The organism is Vibrio sp. 2-Bac 85, from assembly GCF_037546705.1.
In the GTDB taxonomy this organism is placed as follows: domain Bacteria; phylum Pseudomonadota; class Gammaproteobacteria; order Enterobacterales; family Psychromonadaceae; genus Psychromonas.
Genome location: NZ_JALAAB010000002.1, coordinates 330,579 through 353,012 on the forward strand (window position 1 = coordinate 330,579; position 22,434 = coordinate 353,012).

20 protein-coding genes are annotated in these 22,434 nt (G+C 38.0%); 9 read left to right on the forward strand and 11 right to left on the reverse strand.

Features of this window, described 5'->3' with window-relative positions; genetic code table 11:
- Positions 1-13 precede the first annotated feature (13 nt).
- From MT390_RS04280 to MT390_RS04290, 3 genes are read right to left on the reverse strand one after another with little or no spacing between them, the layout of a single operon-like run.
- Positions 14-1,096, reverse strand: a complete 1,083-nt coding sequence (locus MT390_RS04280; protein ID WP_499439769.1) for an anti-phage-associated DUF3780 domain-containing protein — start codon at positions 1,094-1,096, stop codon at positions 14-16.
- A gap of 39 nt (positions 1,097-1,135) precedes the next feature.
- On the reverse strand, positions 1,136-4,261 hold the full coding sequence (locus MT390_RS04285; protein WP_499439774.1) for an anti-phage-associated DUF499 domain-containing protein: 3,126 nt from the start codon (positions 4,259-4,261) through the stop codon (positions 1,136-1,138).
- Between the two features lie 2 nt (positions 4,262-4,263).
- A complete protein-coding gene (locus MT390_RS04290; protein ID WP_499439775.1) occupies positions 4,264-4,455 on the reverse strand; it encodes a type II toxin-antitoxin system antitoxin in 192 nt (63 codons plus the stop codon).
- A gap of 233 nt (positions 4,456-4,688) precedes the next feature.
- Between MT390_RS04290 and MT390_RS04295 the strand changes: the two genes are divergently transcribed.
- Positions 4,689-5,249, forward strand: a complete 561-nt coding sequence (locus MT390_RS04295) for a tyrosine-type recombinase/integrase (RefSeq protein ID WP_499439776.1) — start codon at positions 4,689-4,691, stop codon at positions 5,247-5,249.
- Between the two features lie 223 nt (positions 5,250-5,472).
- Here the strand turns inward: MT390_RS04295 and MT390_RS04300 are convergent, their stop codons facing one another.
- Positions 5,473-5,676 carry an AlpA family phage regulatory protein gene (locus MT390_RS04300; protein WP_499439778.1) on the reverse strand — a complete coding sequence of 68 codons (204 nt, stop codon included), beginning with the start codon at positions 5,674-5,676 and terminating at the stop codon, positions 5,473-5,475.
- A 222-nt stretch (positions 5,677-5,898) separates the two neighbouring features.
- Here MT390_RS04300 and radC point away from each other — a divergent pair, with 222 nt between their 5' ends.
- Both radC and MT390_RS04310 read left to right on the forward strand, forming a co-directional pair.
- Entirely contained in the window at positions 5,899-6,372 is a 474-nt protein-coding gene (radC, locus tag MT390_RS04305; RefSeq protein ID WP_499439779.1) for a RadC family protein, read from the forward strand.
- Between the two features lie 407 nt (positions 6,373-6,779).
- Positions 6,780-7,679 carry an LPD25 domain-containing protein gene (locus MT390_RS04310; protein ID WP_499439780.1) on the forward strand — a complete coding sequence of 300 codons (900 nt, stop codon included), beginning with the start codon at positions 6,780-6,782 and terminating at the stop codon, positions 7,677-7,679.
- 78 nt (positions 7,680-7,757) lie between these two features.
- Here MT390_RS04310 and MT390_RS04315 read toward each other — a convergent pair whose 3' ends face one another.
- Entirely contained in the window at positions 7,758-8,462 is a 705-nt protein-coding gene (locus tag MT390_RS04315; protein ID WP_499439781.1) for an inovirus Gp2 family protein, read from the reverse strand.
- A gap of 392 nt (positions 8,463-8,854) precedes the next feature.
- Positions 8,855-9,085 (reverse strand): ATP-binding protein, encoded by a 231-nt coding sequence (locus tag MT390_RS04320; protein ID WP_499439783.1) that lies wholly within the window; start codon positions 9,083-9,085, stop codon positions 8,855-8,857.
- Positions 9,086-9,474: 389 nt separating this feature from the next.
- Here MT390_RS04320 and MT390_RS04325 point away from each other — a divergent pair, with 389 nt between their 5' ends.
- From MT390_RS04325 to MT390_RS04345, 5 genes are all read left to right on the forward strand, one after another.
- Complete coding sequence (locus tag MT390_RS04325) at positions 9,475-10,401, forward strand: hypothetical protein (protein WP_499439785.1); 927 nt, start codon at positions 9,475-9,477, stop codon at positions 10,399-10,401.
- Between the two features lie 929 nt (positions 10,402-11,330).
- Positions 11,331-12,347 (forward strand): Fe2+-enterobactin ABC transporter substrate-binding protein, encoded by a 1,017-nt coding sequence (gene fepB / locus MT390_RS04330; RefSeq protein WP_499439786.1) that lies wholly within the window; start codon positions 11,331-11,333, stop codon positions 12,345-12,347.
- The gene (locus MT390_RS04335; RefSeq protein WP_499439788.1) at positions 12,340-13,380 is read left to right on the forward strand and encodes a Fe(3+)-siderophore ABC transporter permease; all 1,041 of its coding nucleotides are present in this window, start codon (positions 12,340-12,342) and stop codon (positions 13,378-13,380) included. The genes fepB and MT390_RS04335 overlap by 8 nt, the downstream gene beginning before the upstream one ends.
- Positions 13,377-14,411 carry a FecCD family ABC transporter permease gene (locus tag MT390_RS04340; protein ID WP_499439790.1) on the forward strand — a complete coding sequence of 345 codons (1,035 nt, stop codon included), beginning with the start codon at positions 13,377-13,379 and terminating at the stop codon, positions 14,409-14,411. The genes MT390_RS04335 and MT390_RS04340 overlap by 4 nt, the downstream gene beginning before the upstream one ends.
- The gene (locus tag MT390_RS04345; protein WP_499439791.1) at positions 14,411-15,262 is read left to right on the forward strand and encodes an ABC transporter ATP-binding protein; all 852 of its coding nucleotides are present in this window, start codon (positions 14,411-14,413) and stop codon (positions 15,260-15,262) included. The genes MT390_RS04340 and MT390_RS04345 overlap by 1 nt, the downstream gene beginning before the upstream one ends.
- Here MT390_RS04345 and fes read toward each other — a convergent pair.
- Complete coding sequence (gene fes, locus MT390_RS04350) at positions 15,259-16,575, reverse strand: enterochelin esterase (protein WP_499439793.1); 1,317 nt, start codon at positions 16,573-16,575, stop codon at positions 15,259-15,261. The genes MT390_RS04345 and fes overlap by 4 nt on opposite strands.
- Before the next feature lie 77 nt (positions 16,576-16,652).
- A complete protein-coding gene (locus MT390_RS04355) occupies positions 16,653-17,681 on the reverse strand; it encodes an AraC family transcriptional regulator (protein ID WP_499439795.1) in 1,029 nt (342 codons plus the stop codon).
- Positions 17,682-17,804: 123 nt separating this feature from the next.
- Between MT390_RS04355 and MT390_RS04360 the strand changes: the two genes are divergently transcribed.
- Positions 17,805-19,847, forward strand: a complete 2,043-nt coding sequence (locus MT390_RS04360; RefSeq protein ID WP_499439796.1) for a TonB-dependent receptor — start codon at positions 17,805-17,807, stop codon at positions 19,845-19,847.
- Positions 19,848-20,122: 275 nt separating this feature from the next.
- Here MT390_RS04360 and MT390_RS04365 read toward each other — a convergent pair whose 3' ends face one another.
- The 3 genes from MT390_RS04365 to MT390_RS04375 all read right to left on the reverse strand — a co-directional run bounded on the left by MT390_RS04365 (position 20,123) and on the right by MT390_RS04375 (position 22,116).
- Complete coding sequence (locus MT390_RS04365; RefSeq protein ID WP_499439797.1) at positions 20,123-20,863, reverse strand: DUF1499 domain-containing protein; 741 nt, start codon at positions 20,861-20,863, stop codon at positions 20,123-20,125.
- A 317-nt stretch (positions 20,864-21,180) separates the two neighbouring features.
- A complete protein-coding gene (locus tag MT390_RS04370) occupies positions 21,181-21,774 on the reverse strand; it encodes a MepB family protein (RefSeq protein WP_499439799.1) in 594 nt (197 codons plus the stop codon).
- Between the two features lie 147 nt (positions 21,775-21,921).
- Positions 21,922-22,116 (reverse strand): GNAT family N-acetyltransferase, encoded by a 195-nt coding sequence (locus MT390_RS04375; protein ID WP_499439800.1) that lies wholly within the window; start codon positions 22,114-22,116, stop codon positions 21,922-21,924.
- Positions 22,117-22,434 lie beyond the last annotated feature (318 nt).

The following is a 22,434-nucleotide window of genomic DNA, read 5'->3' on the forward strand; positions in this document are numbered from 1 at the left end:
GCCCATTGCAAAATCATTTGGTTTTTTTACCGTAACCCAGTTCTTTCAAGCTACGACCTTTTAAATCCCGCCATGCATCCATACCACTGCGAGGATTGCCCGCAATCACACAAGCAGCCAAACTTGGACTTTTGAATGTGTAATCACAAATAAAGGAATAAACCTCTCCGTCCTTCACAAGAACACCTTCGTCTAAAAGTTTCTGACGTAGTTCTCGAATAGTAGGTCTTAACGACTTTGCCACAGCTATGTTTGTAGTCGAACCTTTACCAACAACAAATTCTGGTTTACTCATGTCACCAATCGGGTGTCCACCTGCTTTAGCTTTCTTGGCTTCAAATAGGAATAGCACATCCTCCGCCACTGAACTCTCTTCTTTAGGTTCAGTAACGAGGAATGGTGTTTCCTCACCTTGGACTACTGGATCAGCATTGCTAACTGGCAACTCAGATAAACTTTCAGTACTCTTCTGTGAATTTTCATTAGATGATTGTAGGTTGGCCTCACTATCAACTTGAACTAATGAGTAACTTGGTGAGACTTCACGAACCTGGCTATTTTTTCCCAGCGACTCCGTTTGTACAATGTCACCAAGAGCATGGCGTAGCGCAACACGCCAACCTACATCGCGGTCATCCTTGTGGCCTGTACTCATTGCTGTCATACCAAATAACCACCAGCGCTCTTCAGGACGAAGCGCTAACCAGTTACGAACTGCTACGGAGATATTTTCAACATCCATGCCTTCTATTGCCCAGGCAAGTACACAAAGCTCTTTCCCCAGCAAACGGTCGACAACATTCTCTCCGACTTTCCAAGAGCTTGGCTTTAGATCATAGCTCTTCAATCGAGCATTAAACGCTCGCTGCACTTCTGCACGTATTGCTGTCCAACAAGGACGGTCTAGAACCACACGCTCAATAACCGATAGCTCTTCACTCTGAGCTTGCATGCCCAGATGCTCACTAATTTCAACTTTGCCGCTATTTGCTTTTGGAATGATAACTTTAAAGTGATGAGGATCGCTGGACGCAGGCACCCCAAAACCCAGCGTCGAATATTTTGGCGCATTTTGTTTTGCTATTACCTTTGACATCTATTTCTCCTCATCATAGTTTACTTTATACATACAGGACTATTCTTCCTGTGCCACATCACCAGGGCGAAGCTCAATACCTGCTAAATTAGCAAACTCTTTTGCTTCAAAACCATTTTCAAACTCGATGCCGTCTCTCACGTTAACTGTAACCGCTGCATCCACCTCATTGAGTAGTTCTCTTAGGCTATTCACTGTTTTTTCGATCATGATAGCTGTAATTTGACGTTCACCAAAGCGGATACCAACAGTATTTTCACCTTCGCCAATTTCGATCCTAACTCCTTTGAATTTAGTTGCAGCCTGGTCTTTAAATCGATTGATAACTGAGAAAACCTTATCGGTAGTATCAAGTGAGACACGCTTTGCACTATTGAGTCGTGCGGGTTTGGTGTCGTCAATTTTTACGGTTTTATCGCCAACGTGTGGAATAGAAAACTCTGCAGTCTTAGATGCTTCACCTGATTTGGCGTACACTAATAATAGTGTTGCATCCGAACCGATATCGAATGGTTTGTCATAAGCAGAGCCATCTTTAGGGTTAGCCCCATCTAATGTGTAAAACATGTCAGCATTTGGTGTGCATTGCAGAGTGATTTTTCGTTTATCTGCCAATGCATCAATCTGATGTCTTATCTTAAGGTCTGCAACCCAGCGTGCAGCCATACCTGTTTCATACTTACCACTTGGATCTCTTACTTGAAAATAAAGCGTACTTTCAGTTGTACTAAAGCTTTCGCTATCCTCAACTTGTGCGTCCGTTTCTAAAACCTCAACCTTAGTAGAATAATGAATGGCTGGACTATCACCTGCATTTCTTGGAGTTAAGCTAAGTACTGATTCTCCAGTATCTGAATTCGTACTAAGCAAAGAAACATTAACGCTCGTTTTCTCTTTAGGGAATGGACCTTTCTCGATGTAACCATCTTCACCTTGACGCCAGCGACCTTGCTTAAGCGCTTCTGCTTTCAGTGTATCCATACCATTGTTACCAGGCATCCAAGGCCAACTTGGGTTACACTTCGCTTTACTAACCACATCTTTCCACGGAGTACGTCTATTTCCTGCACCTGAAGGCCAAAGCTCCGATTCTGCCATTGCAAAATACTGGGTAAAGTCATCTTTTAGGTCAGCTGCTAACTTATAGTTGGCGCGAGGATCTGCCATTAATTTGTCAATTTGCACTTCGGCAGACTGATCACCATCGCCGATTTTTAATCCATTATCGATAGTGACCTTTAGCAAGTGCTCAGAACCATCTAGAGGGTCTACTCCAGGAAATAAAATGGTGTTGTATGACGCAGATAGAGCCTTAGAAAAGCGGCCCTCTGCTTCTTCTAGTCGATCCCTAGCTTCTTCAAATAAGGTATCTCCAGACTTAAGCTTTTTGTTAATTAACTCGATCGCATATAGATCACGTAACCTCTCTTCTACAGCGTCAGCCATGATACTGTCTTGCCCAGTTAGTACTAAAAGGTTATTTTTCTCTTGCTGGAATTCAAAGAAGTTCATTAGCTCACTTGGTGGCACTTTACCGTCAGGTTTTATAACGATAAGGGTACGAGGACCACTTAGCTTGAGCTCATCCATTCGAGGTAAAATTTGAACATCTTGATAGGTATTGCGAGTGTTTGGTTGTAAGATCCCTTTCAGGCGGTTAATCAACGCCTGGTCAATTTTAGGCTGTGGAACTTCCTTCGCACTTCGTTCTATCTGACGAGATAAGTTTTCTGTTTCTTTAATAAAGAAACGTTCATCTTCACGGTGCAAGTACCAGGCTTGTTCACGTAGTTTCTGAATAGCATCTAAGAATTCATCTGCTTTTCGGTTTGGTGCAGCTAAAAACTCTATAATTTCGCTTTCAGATAAACCGATGCGACCACCAACTGCGCGAGAGAGAGACGAAGCTAATAAGAGAGTCATTAATTGAGCTGAAGCATCGCTACCTTGCTCTGCATCGATAATCTCTGAAATTGCATCCCCCTTGTCTGCAATATCTCGCGTTACAGCTGGAACAAGCTTTGGAGAGATTCTCTCAATTTCATCTTTAACTTGCTCATCATTTAAATCGAGGTGCTGAGTACCAATAAGGAACACATCATCAGTTTTACGCTGTTCAACACTTTTCAAAAGTCGAGCAGTAAACTGCATCAAACCACGCGTTTGACGGAAGCCTTCATTTTCTTTAAACAAAGCAACTAAGTGTTTAAAAGATGGGTGGAACGGGTAAGTATCTCGAATTTGGTCAGCAATCTGCTCAATGCTTGAAGCGATGATGTAACCACCATTTTCTGCTTTTTTAATTTGTTGCGCGTACTCTTCAGCGATGTCATTGATTACTTGCTCATCAGGCATTTCATCAACAAGACGTTTTTTCAAAATTTCATAAATTTCATTACCCGATAATTGAACTGGGGTAATGGTCATTGATTGGCGGCGAGTTTCTTGTTGCAAGTTAGAAATTGAGTCTGCAAGAGCTTTTGTCTGGGACTCATAGCTGCCCGAAAGGTTCGCCATAACGATACAGCAATTTGGCAGTTCTAAAGCCGCACTCATTAACGTACTTAAGCTATAAACGACCATATCTGCTAACGTGCCTGTACCTAAAGGCTGTGTACTCGCAACATTCAAATAAGGTGGTAACTCATCAATCATTATCAGAGTTGGTGTGTCTCCAATGATGTCTTTCCATTTCTGTTGATCGACAGCTTTGGGACCATTAACCCAATGCTCTTTTATTTGTTCTTCAGCACCAAGCTGTGCACAGATATCACCCCAGATATAGTTACTAGGGTTGTTGCGTCCATTGAAAGCCGCAATACGAGCGTTACCGAAATCTAAGCGACTACTAAGGCTATCAGGTAATACAAGTGGTCTAAGGTGAGCATGTTTAGCAAGCAAGCCTAAAGCGATCATCATGTGGGTTTTACCACCTCCCATCGCTTGAGTTAGCTCGAAAACAGCTTGATCCGACTTTCCTGATAGTCTAAGCATACCTTCTCGGAAAAGTTGCTCCATACCGTGAGTAACAAAGTTACGAGAGAAAAAATCACTTCCATCACCAGCATCAGTGATTAAATCAGCTAGGTTCTCAATCCCTTGACTCATTCTGTAATCCTGAATTACAGGATTAAAACGACACGCCTGTTTAACTGTTTTGATCATTATTAACGCTCCCCACGCTGATCTAATTCTTCGGTGTTATCTATCGCTATACCATTTTTTTCACAATGCTCGCGAATCATCACTTCAATCATATTGGCGATAGATCTATGTTCAGCTTGAGCGACATTGCGCAACGCTTCTTTCAAGCTTGGTTCAACTCGTATGGTCAAAGTTGCTGTTTTGGTAATAGCCATTTTCACGTCCTTAAATGTATGCAAATGTACTGCATTTTATCATACATCTGCATATTCTTTATTGCACGCTTCTAGGTCACTAATTATTAATTATTAATTATTTACAGCCTTTCGATACAACCTTACTAATGATTTCATCACCCTAAAACAGTTTTCTCACACTTATGAATATGTTTCCAAATATTTTCAAACCTATATCACCTCTATGAACTAACTCACAGAGGAATTGAATTATGGCAGAAGTACAAGCAGTAAAAGACTTGGATAAAGTTAAATTGATTAGCTATCTACTTGAAAAACGTTACAGCAAGCAAATGGCTGATATTTGGAATATTGGTTTAAACCTGGCATTGCGCATATCTGATTTACTATCGATTAAGTTTTCTGACATTCACGATGATCGTTTATTAATCCATGAATCTAAAACAGGCAAGCTTGCTAATATCCAATTAAACAATAAAGCATTAACAACGATTAATCAGGTACGTGATGAACACCCTAATCACATTTATCTCTTTCAATCTTACCGCAATCAACAATCTCTCAACAAAGCCCCAAAACCGCTATCTAGGCGTGCTGTTTCAGAAACCTTCGCAATGATAGGTCAAGAGGTTAATATTAATCTAGGTACTCACTCAATGCGTAAGACAAGGGGTTATCATCTATACAAAAGTACCAATGATATTGCTCGTGTTATGAAGATGCTTCGACATTCATCTGAAGGTGTCACGTTACGCTATATAGGTATTACTCAAGAAGATGTTGATAAGGACTTTGTTGAATTAGAAATTTAATACGCCGGTATACTATTACCCCTTACTTATCTTTTATCGATAAGTAAGGGGTAATTTCTTTTTTTTATTTATAATGAATGTTTACCTGATTTGGCAACTTCCCATATTTAGAGAATGAGCAGTTGAGTTCCTTTAAGTAGCAAGGGGTTAGTACTTTAACACCCAGTGAACTTCTCAAATACATTGTTTACAGTATTATAGGAAGCTCATAATATTATTAATTTTAACCATCATCCTTTACTTCTCGTTGGGCAATAATTTCTTCTATCCACTCTTCAATTTCACTTTCTATCCATGCAACAGCCCTATCACCCAGGCTAACAGATTTAGGAAATAAACCTTCTTTCATTTTTTTGTAGATTAATGAGCGACTTAATGCAGTTAAGTTTATTACTTCTTTTAGTTTAATTAGCCTAGTTTGTTTCATGGTGAATTCCTTTATTGTTTCATTCACCTGATTACCAATGTATGTTTTTAATAAAATAAGGCTACGTCCAGCCGTGCATGTAAAACCCTATGGTTACTGGCCTCATGCTCACTTGGGAGAGCATAAACACTAAATTTTATTCTATAAAATCCGTCTTTCAACGACTTCTGATGCCTATATTACCAATGTACTTACAACAGATAGGTATAAGGAAATGCAGAAATGAATAACGTAAATAACAACTATAAAAATCACCCAACTATGTCCGACGATCAAGTACTAGAAATGGCAGCTGAAATAATTGAAACGAAATATCTACGCGGCGACTCTTTTAATAATCCGACGGCAGTTAAGGAATTTTTGCAGTACAAGCTAGCAAACTACGAACGTGAGGTATTTGCAGTATTGTTACTCGATAACCAAAACAGTTTGATTGAATATAAAGAGCTATTTTTCGGAACCATTAACTCCGCTAGTGTCCACCCGAGAGAAGTGCTCAAAATAGCCTTGCAACATAATGCAGCAGCAGTGATGTTTGCACATAACCATCCATCTGGTGATCCAGAACCATCAAATGCAGATAAACAAATCACTCAAAAATTAAAAAGTGTTTTAGAGGTAATCGATATTCGAGTGCTTGACCATATCGTGGTCGGAAAAGACTGCGTGTCATTTGCTGAACGAGGTTTGCTATAAGTCCATCTACTGTTCATCCACTAAACCATTAAATACCAACTAATCAAAAGGACTTTTAGTCATGTTCACTAAATTGCTTTTATCACTACATCCATTTAAATTGATATGGAACCAGTATTCTTCAAGTACTTTGAAACCAATATGGGACAACCATTTTGCAAGCACCTTTAAAAAGACAAAAAAACTTGTTGATTATACCTTTGAGCAACTAGCCAACTTAGTAAAAAAAGTACTGTATCGTGCTTTAAATAAATTACTCAAAATTGCTTTGTTATAACAACTATATTCTCCTGCTATCACACATAAGCATCAAAACACTCTTTTCACTTCTATACCCCACTATAAAGCCAGGACGTTAAACAACGTCCTGGCTTTATACTTTTTCCGGTACTCAATAGGATTTTAATATGACAACACAACTCATCATTCCACCAGCATCGCGCATTATTCCACTTTCAGTATTAGTTCATTGGTCTGAATCTAAGCTATTCAATGACGATACAACCTATGCCTTTGATGACTTTGAAAACATGGCCCTTGAAGCGGCAATGGGTAACTTGGCTGGTGGTTATGATAAAACACGTATTACCGTCTTTTTATCTGATAATAGTGAATACCAATGCAGACTTGATTTAGGTATTGGTAATAACGATTTAGGGTTTTCAGACCGATGCTTACGTATGAAGGCATACCATCAGCAACGTTACATTGAAGGTAATAGAAAGGAATTAGTAATAGACGCAGATTACGTTGCATTGATTCAAACAATATCAAACTACTGTTTAAACGAAATATCTGTAATGCAAACCCGTAAGCAAGTAGCGTACAGTGCAGAACAAATACGCATGGCAAAGGAGCGATCAAACAAAGCGATTAACGACTTTAACGAAGAAGCTAAGCCCGAATATCAAACAAGAACTGAAGCGTTCCAGGCATCCATACAAGTACCTTCCTGGGCCAATGCGGTTATTATCGCGACTTTCACCGAGCATGATGATGAAGGCAGTGATCCTTGTGATGACTACTACCAAAGTAAAACAACCCGTACCATCATATTAGCTTGGTCTAAACATACTAGAATGCTATTTCCTGAGCTGCGTAAAGCATGTTTGAATCATCCAGATACCAGTTACATGAATAATAAGGACCAAAGTAAAGAACACCGACAACACTACAGTATGGGAGCAGGCTATTTTTTAACAGATAACGATTACATTCGTAATGGCTGGCATATCAAGAAACATGTTTTGCCCTCTCATGATAAAGCACAGCAATCCTCACTAGGAGAGTTTGCGGTTAAGCTATAGTAGAGTGTTAGAGCAGATAAGCATCCTATGGTGTTTATCTGCTCATTCAAGGCTTAATGATTTATTTTTTACTCACGTTTAATAGCCCTTTAATAAGAACCATTTATTTTGGCTACAACCAAAGTTTCTGTTTCCATCTACAAAGCACTTAGTTTCTAACTTTGCTATATAACTCATCCAATAGAAAACTGATTCAAAAGAACAAACTGCTTTTCCGATAAATTTATCATACTCACTATCAAAGTTAGCTTCATTTGCGTTAACGTATACAGGAGATGGCGTAGTTAAGTGGACAAGCCCACAATTGCCATTGTTATAGATATTTATAGCCCTGCACCATGCTGCATTCAGCATGTAAAACAACTGCCCTGGCTCGGGGGTAACCAAATTTCCAAATGACCTATATGAATCCCCATTCATTAATATAAATATATGATAGTGATAGTTAGATGAACTATCTTTCTCTCTACACCAGGTATAACCAACTTCTGTTTTATGGACTCGCTTCCCAGACTTTAACCTCCTCGCCTGGTCAGCCTCAACCTGCTCCTTAAATGACGCGATGAACCGACTGATAGATTTTGGATTATATAATTGAGTATCGTAATTCTGAGGTAGGCTTAATACAGCATGAAAAATGATAGTTCGAGGATGAGTAAGTAAAGCTTGATTCAACACACTGTAAGTCTTCTCTAGATAAGACCTAACTAAAGGCCCATTACTAATATTAATTGGAAAACCTTCGAAGTGCGTACCCTGGTGGATTGTTAGATGTTTAAACATAGTTGTTTCCTTGTGGTTTCATTCACAAGGTTTGCTAACTATGTTTTTATTAATAGTTACAGGTCTCTAGTCATCATATGCATATAAAATACTCTATATATCTTACCTGTATAATATCTACTGTACTTATTTAGTATTACTAATAATAAATATTAGATATATCTATTACAGACAATAATTTCTATTTTAGCCCCAGGCACTGCAGTAGCCAACAAAGTAAAATAGAGTAACAAATTACTCTGGAGTTATTCTCAATACATAAAGTTATATATTATGAAAAGACTAACTACAGCCAACTTATTTAATTATTGAACGCAATGTCCTCGCAGGCATGATTTGTATTAGACGCCAACTAACTTGGCCGGCATTTTAATTTAGTTTCATTGTTTTTTTTACGGTATCTTTCGCCTTCTAATTTTATAGATATCACTATGGTGAACTAGTCTATCAATAGCGGCAACTGTCATCATATTACCGCCGAAAACACTTCCCCACTCTCTATAGGCTTGGTTTGAAGTAATAAGCAAACTTGCTCGTTTATAACGATGAGCAATCAATTCAAACAGAGCCTGACTTTCACTATTATTCTTTTTTACGCAGCAAATATCACCTCGTATCAACAATTCATATTTATCAGTTTTTTAAGCGCGTCGCTTAAACCTAGCCTTTCTTTTGCTCTCTTTAACTCTTGAAAAATTGATGTCTGACACTGAATTTTATTCGCACTACTTTTTCAAGTATTGAGTAACCTATTCTTGTTACATTGAACCGGGCACTTTAATTGTGGATAGTAACATTCATCATCAAGAGAGACATGAACACAAAACGTTAACACAAACCTTCTTCAAGGGAGGTTAACGGCCATATTAGCGACGAAATAACCACATTAAATAATGTTAAAATCACAATAAAAATACAATAAAAATACAATAAATCAACACAAAATCACAAAAAAACTTAGTAATAAAATGTTACTCTTAAAATTCGACTTATTATTTATATTGTGATTTTTATGCAACAAACTATAAAAAAAGAAAGTTTTCCTGATTTAACTGATATACGAATATGTCGCTATATTTGGCATAGATACTATCTAGACAATGTATGGGAAACACACAAGGAACCATCAACAGCAAATAAATACTCAATAGAAATATTAAATATATTGGATCATGAAAACATCAGAGATTTAATACTAGACTTTAAAGAATATGCACTAACGACCGATGAATTAACATGTATTGATTCTTCAAATGAACGGTTACTTCGTTTTATTTGGGGCAAGTGTAAAAATTGTAATTTAATCTCAAAAGGTAATCCCTTAGATATAAATATCCAAAACCTTTTAAATGGAAGGATTTGGGTTAGGAATTCGCCTTATGGGGGAGCTTCTGAGTTTGATTATTTAGTTCCAAACAGTAATCCATTATCAAAAAAAATAATATATAGTGAAATAATTCAATTTTTTGATTTATTAGCTATGAGTAGAAATAGCAAAAAAGAGCTATTAAAAACGCTCATAGCTAACTGGGATTCTGTATATAAGCAAGAAAAGTTTTACTGGCTAGATTTTAGAAATAAACTACAACTTGAGTGGATAGAAAAATATTTAGATAAAAATAACATTCCGAAATCAGATCTCACAATAAATAAAAACACTACAAACTCAGACCAATTATATTATTATATTTCTTTAATCGACATGTGGAGAACTTCCACAAAAGATAAATGCGACTTTATACATTGTATGAAAAAAGCATGGCTAATGAAAGAAAGCAGAGATAAGAAAAAACAATTAAATACTAAGTCTTTAACTGGTTCTATTTCTAAAAAAGCTACTAATATGTTAAATGAAATTGCGAAGTCATATGGTGTTTCATCTAAAGAAATGATGGAAGAGTTGATAAAAGAAGGACACAAAAATCTAGTTAAGAATTAAAAAGAAATAATTTACTTATAAATTAAAAACTTTTTAACTTATAAGTGCTATTTCAGAAGCAGCTTGAATCAGATAAAGTATTTTAATAACATTACTTTAAAAGCTTGATTCAAACTACTTCATCCAGCACAACCGATTCAATTGTATAAGTATTATTTCGCGGATATCGATATTAGTAGTAAAAAAGTGATATTGGATTTAAAAAATTCATGACACCCGTACCGATGCTCCTCTACTATCTCATAAAGTGTGTAGGGGTATTATCAATGAAATAAACCGGCCAAAGCCGAATGTTTCAACCTTACTTAAATAGCTAATAAATTTAAAATATATTACGCTTGTAGGGTACAATTTTTATTTTTAGTTAGTGACAAAACTTCAATGCAACACGTCAGGTAACACGCCTAAAACTCAACACAAAAAAATCATTAAAAATCAAAGTAGTAGAGTTAATAGCTGAGTCCAGTAGCGGCACCACTTTTTAGTCTTAATAATCCTCAGTATTTTAATAAATAAATATTATTCGAACTTGTTCTAATCTATTTTTAAAATTATTGTTTTACTCCCTCTACAATTAATAACACCTTAAAATTATTAACACTTTAAATTATTAAACCCAATACCCCAATTGTATCAAATCATATTGCTTTCTTTATCGTTCAGCGATAAACCACACGTCATGTGTTGACTGTAAAAAGCCACATCTAACCTCTTCCTAACGATCTATTCAAAGTTTTATTTAGTCGTTTCTTGATAATAATGCAGAATGCAAGATCTTAGTCTATTTGACAATTTAGACTTACCAATAACTACCCAATAATTTATTTGAATCCAAGTTTTAAAAGATCACAAAAGATAATAATTATCATTTGTATTAAATGAATAAATTTAACGATATAATCATTTTTATTTTATTCAAGGTGTTACACATGATTCGATTACTTGCCCGCCCTTTCTTAATCTTGTTTGCTGGGCTTTTATTAGTAAGTTGTGGTGATGCACAAAAAATCACTTCTGCATTAGCAATCGATCAAGTAGAAAAAGATCCCGCAGGTTGGCCAAGAAGTATCATGACCTCACAGGGCCTATTAACACTTGATAAGCCACCTCGGCGTATTGTATCTACCAGTGTCACCTTATCTGGCACCTTACTCTCGATAGATGCACCTTTAGTCGCTTCTGGAGCAACAATGCCAAACACTAACGTCGCCTCTGAAAAAGGTTTTATGCGTCAATGGGATAGTGTTGCAGAACAACGAGGTGTAGAAGCTCTGTATCAAAGTGAACCTAATGCAGAAGCCATCATTAAAGCCCACCCAGATATTATTATTATTTCAACTACTGGGGCCGATTCGGCAATGCGTTTATATGATCAACTTAAAGATATCGCCCCCACTCTTGTCATTCGCTACGATGATAAAAGTTGGTTGCAACTGGCGCAAATATTTGGTGACCTTTTCGGCTTAGAAGCACAAGCTAAATCAATCATTGATTCATTCCAACAACAAGCATCTGAAACTAAAAAAAGCATTAAACTACCAGCACAACCCACTACTGCTATGGTCTATAACCCAGATGGCAGTGGCGCCAGCATTTGGACAAGCCAGTCAGCACAGGGCCGTTTATTGGAAGAGTTAGGCTTTACCCTTGCCGCCATCCCAGATTCAATTAAAGGCGATATTAGTATGGGCGTTCGCGATGACATTATTATCGCGAAAGGTGAACGTTTTCCAGATGCTGTGACAGGAAAGTCCATTTTATTATTTGCTACTGAACAATCGTCTGAGCAGCTAATACTCGACAATAGTTTTTTGCAAATCAATAAAGCGGTTCAAAACAAACGAGTGTATGCCGTTGGTAACGATACTTTTAGACTCGATTATTACAGCGCAACCAATCTACTCACGCGATTACAATCGCTGTTTGGTGACAGTAGCAATGAATAATGTTCAGACTCTTATTCGTTCAACAAGCCGTTATCAATGCTTAGTATTAAGTCACTTTCAATGGCTAATACTTTGCTTAGTATTATTAGCCTTGATCATAGTCGCTAGCCTATGTATTGGTGCAAAAGCTTTATCCATCAGTGATATTTACCATGTTCTATTTTCTGATCAAGGCGGATTAACACATTCCATCATCTTTGAAGGTCGTTTACCAAGAACATTAAATGGATTATTTGTAGGAATGGCCTTGGGTACTTCAGGTGCTTTAATACAAGCAATCACTCGGAATCCATTAGCAGACCCAGGCATACTCGGCATCAATTTAGGCGCTAGCTTGGCAGTCGCAATTGCTGTGGTGTTTTTAGGCGCGACACAGTTCAGTGATTTTTTCATTTATGCAGCGCTGGGTTCATTAGTGGCTAGTTTATTGATATTTACCATTGGTAGCCTCAGTGCAGGTAAAGTTGACCCGCTTAAATTAACCTTGGCAGGTATCGCCTTAGGGGCAGTGTTCGCAGGTCTTAGCTCAGCATTAATCCTATTTAATCCACTGGCCTTTGACCAAGTACGATTTTGGACAGTTGGCAGTTTAGATATTCGCAGCCTATCGGTCCCTTTGTATATTGCCCCAGTTGTTATTGCCGGATGTCTATTAGCCTTGAGTATAACGCCCGCATTAAACGCATTTGGTTTAGGTGATGCGTTAGCTGCATCGCTGGGAAGTAATCCCATCCGTGTGCAGATAGTTGGTTTAATGACCATTACCTTACTCTGCGGCGCTGCAACTGCTGCCGCAGGCCCAATAGGCTTTGTTAGCTTAATGATGCCTCATATTGCCCGTTGGATGGTCGGCCCAGATCAGCGATGGATAATCCCATTCAGTTTTATCCTCACGCCTAGCTTATTACTTATCGCAGACATTATCGGTCGTTTACTGATAGTCGGGGAACTAAGAGTGTCTATTGTCACCGCTTTTATCGGCGCACCTATTCTTATTTATCTGGTACGTCGAAAAGGAGCAAGTAGTTTATGATCTCCAATTCAATTAATTTTAAGAATATTAATTTACGATCAGTTTTTGCAATACCTTCAGGGATCAGTTTAGCGGTCGCTTTAACAATAACTTTAGGGATAACCTTAATCTTTTTTACCCTGTTCATTGGTGATGATGTTGCCAATAACTTACAAAGTATTTGGCATTTAATCACCGGTGAAGCAGATAAGTATCAATCGATTGTTGTTTGGCAATGGCGAGCTTCAAGATTATTCTCTGCTCTGGTTATTGGCGCTGGACTGGGCATTAGTGGTGCGGTTTTCCAATCATTAGTCAGAAATCCTTTAGGTAGTCCAGATATCACAGGTTTTAATGTCGGCGCGTTCACTGGCGTACTGGTTTCCATCGCCCTATTTGGCAACTTTTACTGGTACAGCGTAATTGGGTCCTTAATCGGTGGCTTAGGTGCTGCGATTTTAGTTTATATTTTTGCTTATAAAGATGGACACTCAGGTTTCAGGCTGATCATTGTAGGTATTGCCATTAGCGCCACCTTGACCGCATTTAATCAATGGTTGTCTCTGACCGTTTCATTAGAAACCGCAATGACCGCAGCTCTATGGAGTGCGGGATCATTAAATGGCATGACCTGGGGACGTATATTACCAGCTAGTCTATTAATTTTGTTGTTAGTCGCCTTAGCATTACTGTTAAACACACGTATGAAGTTATTAGAAATGGGCGATGATATTGCCGCTGCCTTAGGATTATCAGTCAATAAAACACGCTTGCTATTAATGTTGATCGGGGTGTCGTTAACGGCAGTTCCCACGTCCATTACAGGCCCGATCTCTTTTATATCACTTGCCGCTCCGCAAATAGCACGTCGGCTACATTCACAGCAACATATTACTCTTGTCGGCTCTGCGCTAGTGGGGGCATTCCTGTTAATGACTGCAGACTTTATTGGTCAACATAGTTGGCAAAACGCTACCTTACCAGTAGGACTTGTCACCATTAGCTTAGGTGGCCTCTATCTAGTTTATTTGATTATTCGAGAAGGTAAATAATGACACAAGCATCATCTCAAGTAAGCTCTGCAAACACAGCAGAGATACACACCGTACAGGCTGCGCTTGAAATAAAATCAGTAACACTGGCTTACGAGCAAAACGTAATAGCCAAAAACCTATCAGTAGAAATCCCTAACGGTAAATTCACGGTGATTGTCGGGCCAAACGGCTGTGGGAAATCAACCCTATTAAGATCCTTAAGTCGTTTATTACTGCCACAATCGGGGGAAATATTATTAAATGGGGAAAATATACACAGTCAATCTACGCGAGAAGTGGCTAAAAAATTAGGTATGTTACCGCAATCTGCCATTGCACCTAACGGCATTAAGGTAATAGATTTAGTCTCCCGCGGCCGATTCCCACACCAAAAGTGGTTTCAAACTTGGTCTGAAGCGGATCAAAAAGCCGTGGAATTAGCAATGCAAGCCACAGGCGTAATGGATTTTGCGCAGCATAATGTGGATCAGTTATCAGGAGGACAACGCCAACGGGTCTGGGTTGCGATGGCATTAGCACAAGAAACATCGTTATTGTTATTAGACGAGCCCACCACCTATTTGGATATTGCGCATCAAATCGAACTGATGGATCTATTTCAAGATCTTAATCGAATTCAAGGCCATACATTGGTTGCTGTATTGCATGACCTTAATCATGCTTGTCGTTATGCCGACCATTTGATCATGATAAAAGCAGGAGAAGTAATCGCGACAGGCTCACCAAATGAGATTGTCACTGAGGCCCTTATTAAACAAGTATTTGGTTTACCCTGTTTAATCTTGCCGGATCCCATTTCAAATACGCCGCTAATTATCCCTCGCGGCAGAGCAGCAAAAACAAGCTAGATCTTACTGGGCAACAGCGAGACTAAACCATTTATCAAAGATGATCGCCATGATAACCAATCGTGGCCACCATCCACTTCTTGATAGATTATATTCGCGCCATTTTTCTTGAATATTTCATAATGCAACGCGTTATAAACGCTTAATTCTTTTTCTGCGTTGCCTACGGTTTGATAAATATCTAAACCGGCAACACTTATCTCTTTATTTGATACCCGTTCAGCTAAACTATTTTTTGGTAGTACTTTACTCCAATCTGGATTCGCTAATTTAAAGGCATCCGGATCTTGCATTCTTTCAATTTCCGGCCACCAAAACGAGCCAGATAACGAGATCACCTTGGTAAAATAGGCTGCAAAATAGGTTCCTGCGTAGACAGCAGATAACCCACCTAAACTTTGCCCTGCAACAACATATTCTGTGATGGATTTATGCGAGAGTAATAGCTTATCTGCAACTTGAGGTAACAACTCTTGGATGATTGATTGCCAAAATGGTTGATAACAGCTAAGTTCCTGCCAACGTGTTTTGTTATCAATAGCCGGAATTAACAGATAATGTGCTGCTGAAATTTGATTAAGGTTAGTTAAATATTGCAATACAGATAGCATTCCAGAATCTTCGCCCCATTTTTCTCCATCCAATAAAATAACTAAAGGCGCATCGCCACTAGCCGTAGAGAAAAGAGTACATTGCCGCTCATTATCCAATTGTTCAGCAAACCATGTGAAATTAACATGTTCGGCAATAGGCAAGCTCGCAAGCTTACCTTGATCCCATTCATGCCACCCTAACTCTCGTGGTGCACTCGGTAAATGTAGAGGAGAGCTCAGCCCCCAAGAGGACACAACCGTTGGGCCGGTATTTAATGGGTCCTGAACCTGCTGCTTGACCACCTCTAACCACCAGCGGCGTTGTGCATCTCGACTTCCGTCACTTTGTTGTTTAACAAGTCTTGGTAATTGATGTGATTGAATCGGTATAAAAGAATAGCTGCCACGCCACTTTTCATTAACATTTAAACAAGCAAACCATAGATCGCTGTCACCATACCTTGTTAGACAGCTAGGTTGCCAAGTATTGTGGTTAGTCAGGGCACTCACATTTAAGATAACCACGCTGGTTGTTGACGAGGGCTTGCCACCTTCAGGATCTTGCCATATAAATAAAACCCTACAACCTCCACCCTGTTGCACTTTGATCAAAGGACTTCCATTTTTAACGAGATCATTCCACCATCGAGACGAAGCAATGCTTTTATTGGAGAGATTAAAATAAGTTAATAAACTATCTAATGGCGGTGTGTTGTTCATTAATAACCTTTTGAAATTTGACACAAGTGTTGCTAAACAATCGAATAAACAGTGTAATAAGCAATCATTTAAAGCATCTACGCATGATCGGTTTTAAGGATGAGATCCTGTGGTGGAATACCAAACGCTTTTTTAAATGCACTGGTAAAATTTGAAGGATGGCGATACCCGGCATTATAAGCGGCTCCAGAGATTGTCATTAAACCCGCCTCTAGTTGCTGTTTGGCAATATTTAAACGCCGACGGCGAATGTAACCTAATACACTGATACCCAATGTGCTTTTAAACTTATGCTGCAAGCTAGAAACACTCATTGCCGAAAACTTTGCCAAATGGCTGACCGTCATATCTTGATCTAAGTTGGCTTCAATATAAGACACTAATGTATCAAAAACTCGATCGTAACCTATTGAATCTTCATTTGATGTGGTGTTTTCAACCTGATTTATGACACTAACCGTCTCGTTTAGTTGCATAAGTACTTTAAGCAACAACTGCTGCGTTAAAGATTCAAGGTGCATTTGCTCGATGGCCGTACTTGGCGCGCTGGATTCAATAATATTAGTCGTTAAAGAAAGTATCTCAGTTGTTAATTGCAGTTCAAAATTAGCTAAATGTTGGCTAATAAAATGACTAAAATTATCATCACAACGAATACGATGTTCAATCCATTGCTGCAGTAATATGATATTAAGTTTAGCAACTTGATTATCTTTAAATAGCGTACGACGAAAGCTAACTGGTCTAGTCAAACTAACAACAACACCTCGTTGTTGTTCAGCGGCATCATAAAAAAAGTTTAAATCATCATAACCAAAGTCTAATTTACCTGCTAATAATATGGTGATACAGAGTGATTTTTTGGCAGTGGCCAGTACTTGAAAATCGACTAATTCCTTAGTCTTTCCCCCATGCAGTATAAAATTATTATCCACTTGATAAGAGATAAGGTCGCCTTCTATTAACGCTAAACTTTGCTTATTTTTACCTGCATTAATGTCGTTAGAGTGACTGTCAGATAAGATAGTTTTTTGCTTTAAATCTCCAATTGTTCGAATAAAAGTACCTTTAGGCAAAGTCTGTTTTAACTTCCCTTTAAACTTCATATTATTTTTTTCCATAACTGAATAGCCGTTTTGCATAACTTATTGTGCTGTGATCTCAACAGTAATTACATTAACATTAATGATAATAAATATCATTACCAATTAATCAAAAGAAACACAATAATGGAACTAGTAAATATGAAGCATTGCAAAATATATGCAGGCATTATGATCGCGTTAACCGGTCAAGTCATGGCAGAAGAACCTTCACACACAGAAATGATCATTGTGACAGGGGAAAAAATAGATAGAGATATCAAGGAGACCACCACAGCAGTAACCCTAATAGAAGGTGAAGATATTGATAAAACGGGTGCCAAAACAGTGAATGACGTGATCATTAAAGCTCCTAACGTAGTCACATCAGGCTTTGGTAGTGTTAATGTTCGAGGAGTTAATGGTAGTGGTGCGGCAACCGGATTCTACGCAATTCGAAGTGGTGCTCGTCAACGTGTTGATACAAATGTCGATGGTGTTTCCGATGCATTTACTGGCTACAACTTTAGTGGTTCAGGAGTATGGGATGTACAACAAATAGAAGTACTTCGTGGTCCACAATCAACGACACAGGGTGAAAATTCTATTGGTGGTGCTGTTTCAGTTAAAACCAACGATCCTACTTTTGCGCCCGAATATGCAATTCGTGGTGGTGCTGAAATTTACAAAAACGGTAATGTAATGAAAAACGTTGCATTAATGGCATCTGGCCCAATCAATGAACAATTAGCATACCGTTTTGCATTCGACGGTACCGATGGACAAAGCTATATTACCTACGATGGCGATACCATACCTGTCGATCCAGAAGATTCAAGAAACTTAAACTTCCGTGGTAAATTACTATGGAAACCAGCCTTCAATGAAGATCTATCAATCAAATTGACAGCAAACTACCGCAAAGCAGACGGTAACTACTTAAACTGGGCAAACTGGGACGATGGTTCAGGCCATAAAGATGAAACCTTAACGCTAGGTACTAATTATAACGAAGGCCTTGGCCGTAACTTCAGTTACAACACTCGCATTCAAGATTCTGATGTTTACAATATTTCTTCTGAAATTAAATATAAGTTAAGTAATCAAGTGGCAAGCAGCACCCTGCTGTCATTCAATAGTCAGACAAATATTTTTGACCAATACCCAACCGAACAAACTTATAATTTTAAAGATAAAACCAGCAAAATAGAGAGTCAGTTAACTTTCACACCAAGCAATTCTAACGTTGATGGATTTGTAGGTGTAATGGCTGCTGATCGAGAGAATACAGTATCAAGTGAAAGCTTCTCTACGGAAGGTCAAACAGACGAAACACGCTTAGGTCTGTTCGGTGAAATGAACTATTACATTAACGACCAATTCACGCTCACAACTGGTGCACGAGTTCAATACGAAAAACAAGACAGATTATTTACTGCGACTTATGTAACTAATGATATAGATGATGATATTGAAGATGTGTTTGTATTGCCTAAACTTGCTTTAACTTACAGCCCGAACGAAGATACAACCTTTGGCGTTTCAGTACGTCAAGGTTATAACTCAGGTGGTCTTGGTTACTATAACTACGCAGGTGCTTCTGAGGTTTATACTTATGAAAGTGAAACGGTCAATGCCTATGAGCTAAGCGCTAAAACAGCATTAAACAACAGTACTACTATCAACACAGCTATTTTCTACAATGACTACACAGACTACCAAGGTATTTCTGATTACAAAATCACTAACGTAGGTAAAGCACATACAATGGGTTTAGAGGTCGAATTATCTCACTGGTTAACTGACAGCTTAGAGGTACGTCCATCAATTGGTTTGTTAAAAACTAAAGTTGATTCAGACGACAGCTTTGCAGGTAATGAACTATCAAATGCACCAAAACTCAATGCATCATTAGGATTAACGCAATACATTGGCGAAAACCTAACACTCGGTGCCGATGTGACCTACGTCAGTGAATACTACTCTGACCTTGATAATACTGAAGATTACAAAGCTGGTAATTATGCAATCATAGGTACAAGTGTTGATTATACTGTTGGCGATCTATTAATCAGTGGTTACATCACTAACTTAACAGATGAAGATGTTGTGTATTTAATTAACGGTGGTTACCGTGCATCGGTAGGCCAAAGCCGTACTGTCGGTTTAAACTTAACTTACCGTATGTAATCGGTAGTAATAAAAAAAACCTTGTAGCCTTTTCACTAAACTAGGCTAACAGCGCTAGCATTAAAAAAGGTGGATCAGCAATGATTCACCTTTTTTATTCATACAACCAGCATTTAACTAAACCCATTAAGTCTGAGGGTAAAATTTATAACGCTGAAGAGATGCATGCTAACCTGCAAGATTGAGCAACCTTCCTCGATCAAAAATGTATATCTCTATTTTTCCTCATATTAGCCATTTATTCAGCTACTTATTTCACCTGACAATAACTAGCATTAAAAATCTTCAATAAACTGACGAATTCGTTTGGCATTTTGTCCCCGATCACCGCGACCAACTCGAGAGTGAGATCTAATATCTATAATACTACTATTGCCGTTTTCACGAACTCGAATAACAATATCGTCTTTAAAACCAAAAAAAGCTGTTGTATCAACGGCTTCAATAATCCCACTAGCATCATCCTCTGCAATTAATTCCCACCCAGAGTCGCTAACTATTTTAAGACTACGTTGAAAAGCAGCTTGGCTACTAAGTTTTGATTGGATAGGCGCAATATCTGGGAATGCATCTGCTTGCCTAGCCACAGCCGATTCACCAGGATAATCCAAAGTATTGCTATCACTAGGTCGAACTCCTGCAACTGCATCGAATTGAGGCGGATCTAAAGTGTCCGTTGAAATATCATTAAGCGCAGGCCCTGCGGGCGAATCATATTCAGAAGGTTGACTAGTTACTGCTACAAAAACCAGCGCAGAAAGCATTAATGCTGCAATCCCACTCATCAAACTCGAAATCAGTTCTCTACGAATCAATGAAAATATAAAAATTACAGCAGAAAAAATAGCGACACCTGCACTTATCTGAACAGTCAATCGTGTTAATCCTGCGGCATCCCTAAACCCCATCGTTCCTCCTTTTACACTGAACATGCACCAAGCAACGACTGAGATGCAAGCAATACTAGCGACGAGTGCAAGAGCTGCCCATTTTTTCGGTTTTTTTAATAATGACATTAAAAATCTTTCCTTTTTAAAAAAATCACATTAGAGATCTATTTAACTTCACTTTATTTATAAATCACAAAAAATTTTACTTTAAACATTTTATGACTCAAATTAGGTCGAGCTTACAGAGGAGTAGGTTAAGGCGAGGTTAATAAAGAAAGGGAGTATGTAACAACATATCGTGAAGAACTATCGCCTCAAAACCACAGAGATTAACATTAATTTTCAAAGGAAAAATCTGACTATCATTCCCAGCTCCCGCCTCCCAAAAAAAGCGATATAAAGAGAAACAACCTTAATCAATTGTTAGGTGTGAGTGACGTACTTTATATTTGAAGCAGCTTTTTCAATTCACAGGGGTTTATTAAACCATTTTCATCAATATCTAGAAAAAATGGAATTTGCCAGCGTTGGGTTTTCTTACCTGACTCAGAAAACACCTTAGTACCAATATCCCCTCTATCTTCGCTCCACGGTGGAAATACTCTGAAGCCAGTTTTTCCTTTATTTTTTACTGAAGCTAAAATCCCTTTTTCAATTAAAAGAGAAACAGGAAAGATAAACATTCCATATTTGGATCTATGCTCAATCCCTTCCGAAATATTCGAATGGCTCTCTACATGTATAAATAAATAATCAAGATCATCAGATGTTAATGGTATAGGTTTAGGTTTATTACTTGTTAAATCCTCTAAAGGAGGACGTTGCCAAACAGCCAAAAAAGCACCCGGTCTATCTGAGGTAATTTTGCCTTTGCGATAAACAATACGTCGATCATTAAGATGAAAGTTTAACGCTTCATATTTAGCGCTTTCAGGTAAGGGATCTAGCTCGACCTTTCGAGTGATTTTATAACCTACTGGCACAAACTCTTTAATTAATAAAAACGTTAACTCGTCGAGATAATTTTTGTTTCTCAAAAAAAACACCTTTAAAAATTTAATCTTATTAAGCCATTAAAATGAAGTTAGCTCATACATCTCACACAGTATTAAGTGGTGAGTTACAGTTGACTAAAATGTGCAGCAAAGAGAACGACACCTGTTATTTTGCATTGAAGCAATTTTTCAGGCATTCATACAACGCATTAATTTAATGCCACCGACATCAGTTGAAAAATCAAAACTCGAATAGAACGATTCCATTTCAGGTAAGCAATATAACTCGAAATGCTTTACCTTTTTTAACTTTTCATGGTTTTTAATAAGACTCATCATTTTTTGCCCTACCCCATTGCCACGATAACTATTACTTACAATCACATCAAAGATAATTGCCTTGTAAAAACAATGCTAGACAGCCAAAAACCTTTACAATTAGTTAATGAGTTAAAAAGTAACAATGCTATAACAATGCTAGACAGCCAAAAACCTTTACAATAACAATGCTAGACAGCCAAAAACCTTTACAATTAGTTAATGAGTTAAAAAGTAACAATGCTATAACAATGCTACAACAATGCCAACAATGCTAGACAGCCAAAAACCTTTACAATTAGTTAATGAGTTAATGATGCACAAAGCTGAGTGAAATATGGTCAAAAAACTGTAGATTCTCGTCAACAGGTGAAAGTTGAAGAG

What these genes read in the sequence shown, in the direction of transcription:
- MT390_RS04365 (WP_499439797.1), bottom strand. Translation starts at nt 20,863, where the DNA reads ATGTCATTATTAAAAAAACCGAAAAAATGGGCAGCTCTTGCACTCGTC.
- fepB (WP_499439786.1), top strand. Translation starts at nt 11,331, where the DNA reads ATGATTCGATTACTTGCCCGCCCTTTCTTAATCTTGTTTGCTGGGCTT.
- MT390_RS04325 (WP_499439785.1), top strand. Translation starts at nt 9,475, where the DNA reads ATGCAACAAACTATAAAAAAAGAAAGTTTTCCTGATTTAACTGATATA.
- MT390_RS04280 (WP_499439769.1), bottom strand. Translation starts at nt 1,096, where the DNA reads ATGTCAAAGGTAATAGCAAAACAAAATGCGCCAAAATATTCGACGCTG.
- fes (WP_499439793.1), bottom strand. Translation starts at nt 16,575, where the DNA reads ATGAACAACACACCGCCATTAGATAGTTTATTAACTTATTTTAATCTC.
- MT390_RS04300 (WP_499439778.1), bottom strand. Translation starts at nt 5,676, where the DNA reads ATGAAACAAACTAGGCTAATTAAACTAAAAGAAGTAATAAACTTAACT.
- MT390_RS04285 (WP_499439774.1), bottom strand. Translation starts at nt 4,261, where the DNA reads ATGATCAAAACAGTTAAACAGGCGTGTCGTTTTAATCCTGTAATTCAG.
- MT390_RS04345 (WP_499439791.1), top strand. Translation starts at nt 14,411, where the DNA reads ATGACACAAGCATCATCTCAAGTAAGCTCTGCAAACACAGCAGAGATA.
- MT390_RS04355 (WP_499439795.1), bottom strand. Translation starts at nt 17,681, where the DNA reads ATGAAGTTTAAAGGGAAGTTAAAACAGACTTTGCCTAAAGGTACTTTT.
- MT390_RS04310 (WP_499439780.1), top strand. Translation starts at nt 6,780, where the DNA reads ATGACAACACAACTCATCATTCCACCAGCATCGCGCATTATTCCACTT.
- MT390_RS04315 (WP_499439781.1), bottom strand. Translation starts at nt 8,462, where the DNA reads ATGTTTAAACATCTAACAATCCACCAGGGTACGCACTTCGAAGGTTTT.
- MT390_RS04360 (WP_499439796.1), top strand. Translation starts at nt 17,805, where the DNA reads ATGGAACTAGTAAATATGAAGCATTGCAAAATATATGCAGGCATTATG.
- MT390_RS04290 (WP_499439775.1), bottom strand. Translation starts at nt 4,455, where the DNA reads ATGGCTATTACCAAAACAGCAACTTTGACCATACGAGTTGAACCAAGC.
- MT390_RS04335 (WP_499439788.1), top strand. Translation starts at nt 12,340, where the DNA reads ATGAATAATGTTCAGACTCTTATTCGTTCAACAAGCCGTTATCAATGC.
- MT390_RS04340 (WP_499439790.1), top strand. Translation starts at nt 13,377, where the DNA reads ATGATCTCCAATTCAATTAATTTTAAGAATATTAATTTACGATCAGTT.
- radC (WP_499439779.1), top strand. Translation starts at nt 5,899, where the DNA reads ATGAATAACGTAAATAACAACTATAAAAATCACCCAACTATGTCCGAC.
- MT390_RS04295 (WP_499439776.1), top strand. Translation starts at nt 4,689, where the DNA reads ATGGCAGAAGTACAAGCAGTAAAAGACTTGGATAAAGTTAAATTGATT.